The organism is Streptomyces sp. DvalAA-14, assembly GCF_900091855.1.
GTDB lineage: Bacteria > Actinomycetota > Actinomycetes > Streptomycetales > Streptomycetaceae > Actinacidiphila.
The window spans coordinates 1-6,228 of the sequence record NZ_FMCH01000317.1 but is presented as its reverse complement, the minus strand read 5'-3'; the positions used below and the strand labels follow the sequence as shown (position 1 = coordinate 6,228).

The 6,228-nt window shown below is 72.0% G+C and carries 4 protein-coding genes; all 4 read left to right on the top strand.

Features of this window, described 5'->3' with window-relative positions; translation table 11 throughout:
- Positions 1-1,558: 1,558 nt before the first annotated feature.
- The gene (locus GA0115240_RS38150) at positions 1,559-1,765 is read left to right on the top strand and encodes a response regulator transcription factor (RefSeq protein WP_256069827.1); all 207 of its coding nucleotides are present in this window, start codon (positions 1,559-1,561) and stop codon (positions 1,763-1,765) included.
- Positions 1,766-1,865: 100 nt separating this feature from the next.
- On the top strand, positions 1,866-3,494 hold the full coding sequence (locus GA0115240_RS15775; protein WP_093737306.1) for a S53 family peptidase: 1,629 nt from the start codon (positions 1,866-1,868) through the stop codon (positions 3,492-3,494).
- Positions 3,495-3,859: 365 nt separating this feature from the next.
- A complete protein-coding gene (locus GA0115240_RS15770) occupies positions 3,860-4,591 on the top strand; it encodes a DUF1684 domain-containing protein (RefSeq protein ID WP_093737305.1) in 732 nt (243 codons plus the stop codon).
- Between the two features lie 69 nt (positions 4,592-4,660).
- Positions 4,661-6,190 carry an ABC transporter substrate-binding protein gene (locus tag GA0115240_RS15765; protein ID WP_093737304.1) on the top strand — a complete coding sequence of 510 codons (1,530 nt, stop codon included), beginning with the start codon at positions 4,661-4,663 and terminating at the stop codon, positions 6,188-6,190.
- Positions 6,191-6,228 lie beyond the last annotated feature (38 nt).

Sequence of the window (6,228 nt, the reverse complement as noted above, 5' to 3'; positions counted from 1 at the left end):
GCACGAGCGGTGGCCGCCGCGGTGACCGAGCCCGTCGAAGCCGCCCGGCACCTGGCGCTGGCCCGGCCGGAGGAGGACGCGGCCACCTCGGCCGCCCTGATCGACGCGGCGCATGCCGCCCGCAAGCGCGGCGAACCGGAGGCGGCCGCCGAACTCGCCGCACTCGCCGTCCGCAGAACGCCCGCGACCGAACCGGCCGATCGCGATCAACGCCTGCTGGACGCGGCCGACTTCGCGTGCGACGCGGGGCGGTGGGCGGAGTCCGAGCGGGCCGCGCGCGCGGTGCTCGCCGGATCGGACCGCGCCCGCTGCCGGGTCCGCGCCCGGCTCGTGCTGCTGCGCAGCGCCGGGCAGGCCCTGCGCGACCACGCCGGACTCATCGAGGACGGGTTGCGGGAGGCCGCCGGCGCCCCCGAGTTGGAAGCCGCGCTGTACCACTGGGCGGCCATCCGCGGCCTGTTGACGGGCGCGCTGGACGAGGCGGCCCGGTACGCGGGGTACGCCGCCGACCGCGCGGCCCGGGCCGGGGACAGCGGCACGCGGATCGCCGCGCTGTCCACGCTGGCCCGGGTGCGGTCGCTGGCCGGCGAAACCGGCGCCGCCGAGGCCGCGTTGGCCCAGGCGGTGCGCCTGGCGGGCAGCGGCCCGCAGAGCCGGGGCCTGATCCGGATGCGCGCGGTGCTGGCCCTGGACTGCGACCGGGTGGTCGACGCCCGTCGCGAACTGGTCGAACTCCTGGCGGAAACACGGGAGTCGGACGCGGTGGAGTCCACCATCGCCTCATGGGTGGCGCTCACCCGCGCCCATGTGCGCGCCGGGGCCTGCGGCGAGGCCGTGCGCACCGCCGAGCGCTGCGGCCAGGTCGCCGCGCGGGCCGGTCTGACGTCCGCGCCGGCGCTGTACGCGGCCGCACTGGCCCAGACCTTCGGCGGTACGGCGGCGGAGGCGCGGCGGCTGGCCGTCCGGGCCGTGGAGGCCTCCGAACAGGACGGCGACCAGCTCTTCCTGCTGCGGGCGCTGGCGGCGCTCGGCCAGGCGGCGCTGTTCACCGGCGAGCGGACGCACGTGGCGGAGGCGGTGGAGTCGCTGCGCCGGGTGGCCCGGATCGGGGCCTCGATGGGCGCGGCCGATCCCCCGCTGCTGGGCTGGTCCGCCGACCTGGCCGAGGCGCTGGTGGCGCTGGGCGAGACCGGGGCGGCGGACGAGGTGCTGCGGGACGCCTACCGGCAGGCCGGCCGGATGCCCGGCAGCGTCCTCGCCTCGCTGGAGCGCGCCCAGGGGCTGCGGGAGGCGGCCGGCGGCCGGGTCGCGGAGGGCGCGGCGCTGCTGCGGGCCTCGGCCGAGCGGCTGCGTCCGCTGGATCTGCCGGTGGACCTGGTCCGGACACTGACCGCGCTCGGCGCGGTCGAGCGCCGGGCCCGGCACCGGACGGCCGCACGGACGGTGCTCGGCGAGGCGCTGCGACTGGCCCGGCTGGCCGGCGCGTTGCCGCTCGCCGAGCGGGCCGCGGCCGAACTCGCCCGGGTGGACGGGCCGGTGGGCGCCGCGGGGAGTCGCCGTGCTGACCCCGGCCGAGGCCAGGATCGCCGAACTCGTCCGCGGCGGGGCGACCAACCGGGAGGTGGCGGCGCAGCTGTTCATCAGCGTCAAGACGGTCGAGGGCACCCTGTCGCGGCTCTACCGGCGGTTCGGGGTGCGGTCGCGCACCGCGCTGGCGTATGCGATGGCTTCCATGCCCCGGGTGTCTCAGGAAACGCACCCTTAACAACAGCAGCAAGGGTTACCACGCTTACGCGGCGTCACACCGGTCCCTAGCGTGGGACCGGCCCCGAACCAGGGGCCCAGACCCCGCATGGAGGACCTTCGTGACCCTACGTCTGAGGCTGCTCGCCGCTGCCGCCACCCCGGCCCTGCTGCTCGCCGCCGTCCCCGCCGCGTACGCCGCCACCGCGCACCCGGCCACCGCCCGCACCGCGCTGTCCGGCGACGTGCTGACCGGGCTGAACGCGCACGCCGTACGCACCGGCGCCGTCGCCTCCACCGACCGCATATCCGTGGCGGTCAGCCTGACGTCCCGCGACGACCAGGCCCTGGACGCGTTTGTCGCGCAGGTCAGCAACCCCGCGTCGGCCGGCTACGGCCACTACCTGACGAAGGGTCAGTTCGCCGCGCGCTTCGGCCGCAGCGACGCCGACGCCAAGAAGGTCACCGACTACCTGCGCTCGCAGGGGCTGACCGTCGGCACCGTGCACTCCGGCAACCTGGTGATCGACGCCACCGGCACCGCCGCCCAGGTGGAGAAGGCGTTCGGCACCAGCCTCTCGGCCTGGAAGGACGCCGCCTCCGGACGCTCCTTCTACGCCAACGACGCCGCGCCCTCGCTGCCCGGCTCAGTGGCCTCCCTGGTCAGCGATGTGTCGGGCCTCAACAACCAGGCGCGGCTGCACCACCAGGCGCCCGCCTCCGTCACCCCGCACAACGGTCCCGGCGGCGGCTACACCCCGGCCCAGATCAAGGGCGGCTACAACGTCTCGGGCAGCTCCACCGGCAGCGGCCAGCAGATCGCGCTGCTGGAGTTCGACGGTTTCCAGCAGTCCAACATCACCGCGTACGACAGCCACTACGCGCTCAGCTCGTCGGCCCCCACCGTGCACAAGGTGGACGGCGGCTCCGGCGCGCTCGGCGACGGCCAGGTCGAGGTGGAACTCGACATCGAGGTGCTCAACGCGATCGCCCCGGCCGCGAAGGTCACCGTCTTCGAGGGTCCCAACTCCGACGCGGGCGAGGTCGACACCTACCAGGCCATCGTGGACAGCGGCATCCCGGTGACCTCCATCAGCTGGGGCGCCGCCGAGACGCAGCGCACCACGGCGAACATCAACGCGGTCGACGCCGTCTTCAAGCAGGGCGCGGCCGAGGGGCTGGGCTTCTTCGCGGCCTCGGGCGACAGCGGCTCCGACGACGCGGGCACCGGCGGCACCTCGGTCGACTACCCGGCCAGCGACCCGTACGTCACCGGCGTCGGCGGCACCACGCTGACCGTCACCTCCGGCAACGCCTGGAGCCGGGAGACCGCCTGGTCCGGCGGCGGTGGCGGCAAGTCCGGCGTGTTCGCCATCCCCAGCTGGCAGACGGCCGTCCAGAAGAGCCAGGGCGGCGGCAAGCGGCAGGTCCCCGATGTCGCGGCGCTGGCCAACCCGTCACCCGGGGTGTCCATCTACTCGCAGGGCCGCTGGGGCCAGGTCGGCGGGACCAGCGCGGCGGCGCCCGAGTGGGCCGGCTTCGCGGCGCTGTACAACCAGCAGGCCGCGGCGGCCGGCAAGGCCCGGCTCGGGTTCGCCGACCCCGCGCTGTACTCCGCGAGCGGCACCGGTTTCCACGACATCACCAGCGGCAGCAACGGCGCCTACTCCGCGGCCGCCGGCTGGGACTTCACCACCGGCTGGGGCTCGTACAACGCGGCAACGCTGACGGCGAAGCTGCTGAGCCGGTGAGCTGACCGCCGCGGTCCGGGGGACGCGCGGGGCGGGGCCCGGGTACGCGGGGTGCGTACCCGGGCCCCGACCGCGGTGACGCGAGAGGCACGAGGGCCGCGGAACCGCTTCTGTTGAAGGAGAGAAAGCGTCCCGGGCCGGTTATCGGGAATTCGGTCCGTGTGACTGCCAATCAGATGGCGAGCGAACGCTACCAGGAGTAGTCACCACTCCCAAAGAACTCCTTATACGAGATCTCCGTCTCACTTATTGGGCAGAGCCGACGAAAAAACATTCTTCATACATATGATCGGGCGACAGCCCCCGTTCGGACGGGTTACCGGAAGGTGCCCCGCCCGCGAAGACCACGACCAAGCGAGTCACGCATGCCCGTACTTCCCCGCGCCAGCGCGCAGACCATCGACGGCGCACACGCCGGGTGGGCTGCGTGGTGTGCCTCCCGGCTGGCCGCCGTGACCGCGCCCACCGGAGACCTGGCGCTCATCGAGACCCGGTGGCTGCCGGAGGGGCGGCAGCCCTCGGTGGCGGACGCCGGGGCCGGGCTGCCCGCGGGCCGCACCGTCACCGGGGTGCGCCGGACCGACATCCTCACCGGCGAGCCCGAGTACGCACTGCGCTTCTGGGACGCCCACTCCCCCGCGATCGAGCACTTCGAACGGATCGACACCTTTCCGTTCCACCCGGACTGGGTGATCGAGGCCACGTACTCCCCGGCCCCGGACGGCCGCCGTATCGCCTTCGAGCACATCCGCGACCACGGGGACTCCCGCCGGCTGCCCGTCCCCGGCGACATCCACCTCGCCCTGGACGGGACGGACTACACCCTCCACGCCTTCGACGACGACGGAACGCTGCTCCTGGTCTTCGGCGACCCGACGAACGGCGCCGGCACCTACGGCGGCGGCCGCTTCCTGTTCGTCCAGCACACGCCGGACAGCGAGCGGGTCGTGCTCGACTTCAACCGCGCCTTCGTACCGCCGTGCGGATTCTCCGCTCAGTACAACTGTCCGATGCCGCCGCGGCAGAACCGCTTCCACCTGCCCGTCGAGGCGGGCGAGAAGCTCCCGGTCTTCCGCGACGGCTTCACCGCGTACTGAGTCCCACGACAGACCCACCGGCCGGACCCCGCCCGCCAGGGCCGTCCGGCCTGCGATCAGGAGAACGAAGTGAACACCAAGACCGCGCCGGTCCTCGGCGCCGCTCTGGCAGTGGCCCTGTCCCTCGCCCTCACCGCCTGCGGCGCCGGCTCGGGCGGCTCCGGCACGTCCGGCTCGGCCGCCGCGGGTTCGTACAACAAGAACGCGACCGTCTCGATCGGCTCGTCCTACGAGCCGCAGAACCTGGACAACACCGCGGGCGGCGGCCAGGGCGTCACCGAGGCGCTGAACGGCAACGTCTACGAGGGCCTGTTCAAGCTCACCGACGACGGCAAGATCCAAAACCAGCTCGCCACCGGCTACACGGTCAGCCCGGACGGCCTCACCTACACCTTCACGCTGCGCCCCGGGGTGAAGTTCCACTCCGGCAGGACGCTCACCGCCGCGGATGTGAAGTACAGCATCGAGAAGGTGACCGGCCCGGCCTCCCAGGCCGCCCGCAAGTCCAGCTTCGACATGATCAAGAGCATCGACACCCCCAGCACCGACACCGTCAAGGTCACGCTGTCGAGCAAGTCGATCTCCTTCGTCTACAACCTCAGCTACGTGTGGATCATCGACGCCCAGGCCAAGAACCTCAAGACGTCCGAGGACGGCACCGGCCCCTACAAGCTGGGCAAGTGGACGCACGGTTCGGCGCTGAGCCTGGTGCGCTTCCCCGGCTACTGGGGCACCCCCGCCACCAACGCGGGCGTCGTCTTCAAGTACTTCAAGGACGCCACCGCCCTCAACAACGCGCTGCTCACCAACGCGGTGGACGTGGTGACCAGCGAGCAGAGCCCGGACGCGCTCGACCAGTTCAAGAACAACGCGAACTACAAGGTCAACAACGGCCACTCGACCACCAAGCTGCTGCTGGCCTTCAACGACCGGGTCAAGCCGTTCAACAACACGCTGGTCCGCAAGGCCGTCACCTCGGCGATCGACAACAAGAAGCTGCTGCAGTCGGTCTGGGGCGACTACGGCACCCTGATCGGCTCGATGACGCCGCCGACCGACCCGTGGTACGAGAACCTGACCCAGGTCAACCCGTACAACGTCACGCTCGCCAAGCAGGAACTGGCCCAGGCCGGCTACGCCGGCGGCTTCAGCTTCACCCTCGACACGCCCAACTACGACCCGCACCCCACCGCGGCCGCCTTCATCAAGTCCGAACTGGCCAAGGTGGGCATCAAGGTCAAGATCAACATCATCACGCCGGACCAGTGGTACACCAAGGTCTACCAGAACCACGATTTCACCGCGACGCTCCAGGAGCACGTCAACGACCGGGACATCGTCTGGTACGGCAACCCCGACTTCTACTGGGGCTACAACAACAAGCAGGTCACCACGTGGGTGAACCAGGCCGAGCAGTCGGACACCACCGCCGAGCAGACGGCGCTGCTGAAGAAGGTCAACACCCAGATCGCCGACGACGCGGCCAGCGACTGGCTGTACCTCTACCCGCAGATCGTGGTGGCGAACTCGAAGCTGTCGGGCTACCCGCTCAACGGCCTCAACTCGCAGTTCTACGCCTACGACATCAAGAAGAGCTGACGCACCCGCCACGACGGCGGCGGCCCCGCCGACGGGGC

Excerpts from the sequence above, each read along its gene's own strand:
- GA0115240_RS15770 (WP_093737305.1), top strand. The coding sequence starts at position 3,860 with ATGCCCGTACTTCCCCGCGCCAGCGCGCAGACCATCGACGGCGCACAC.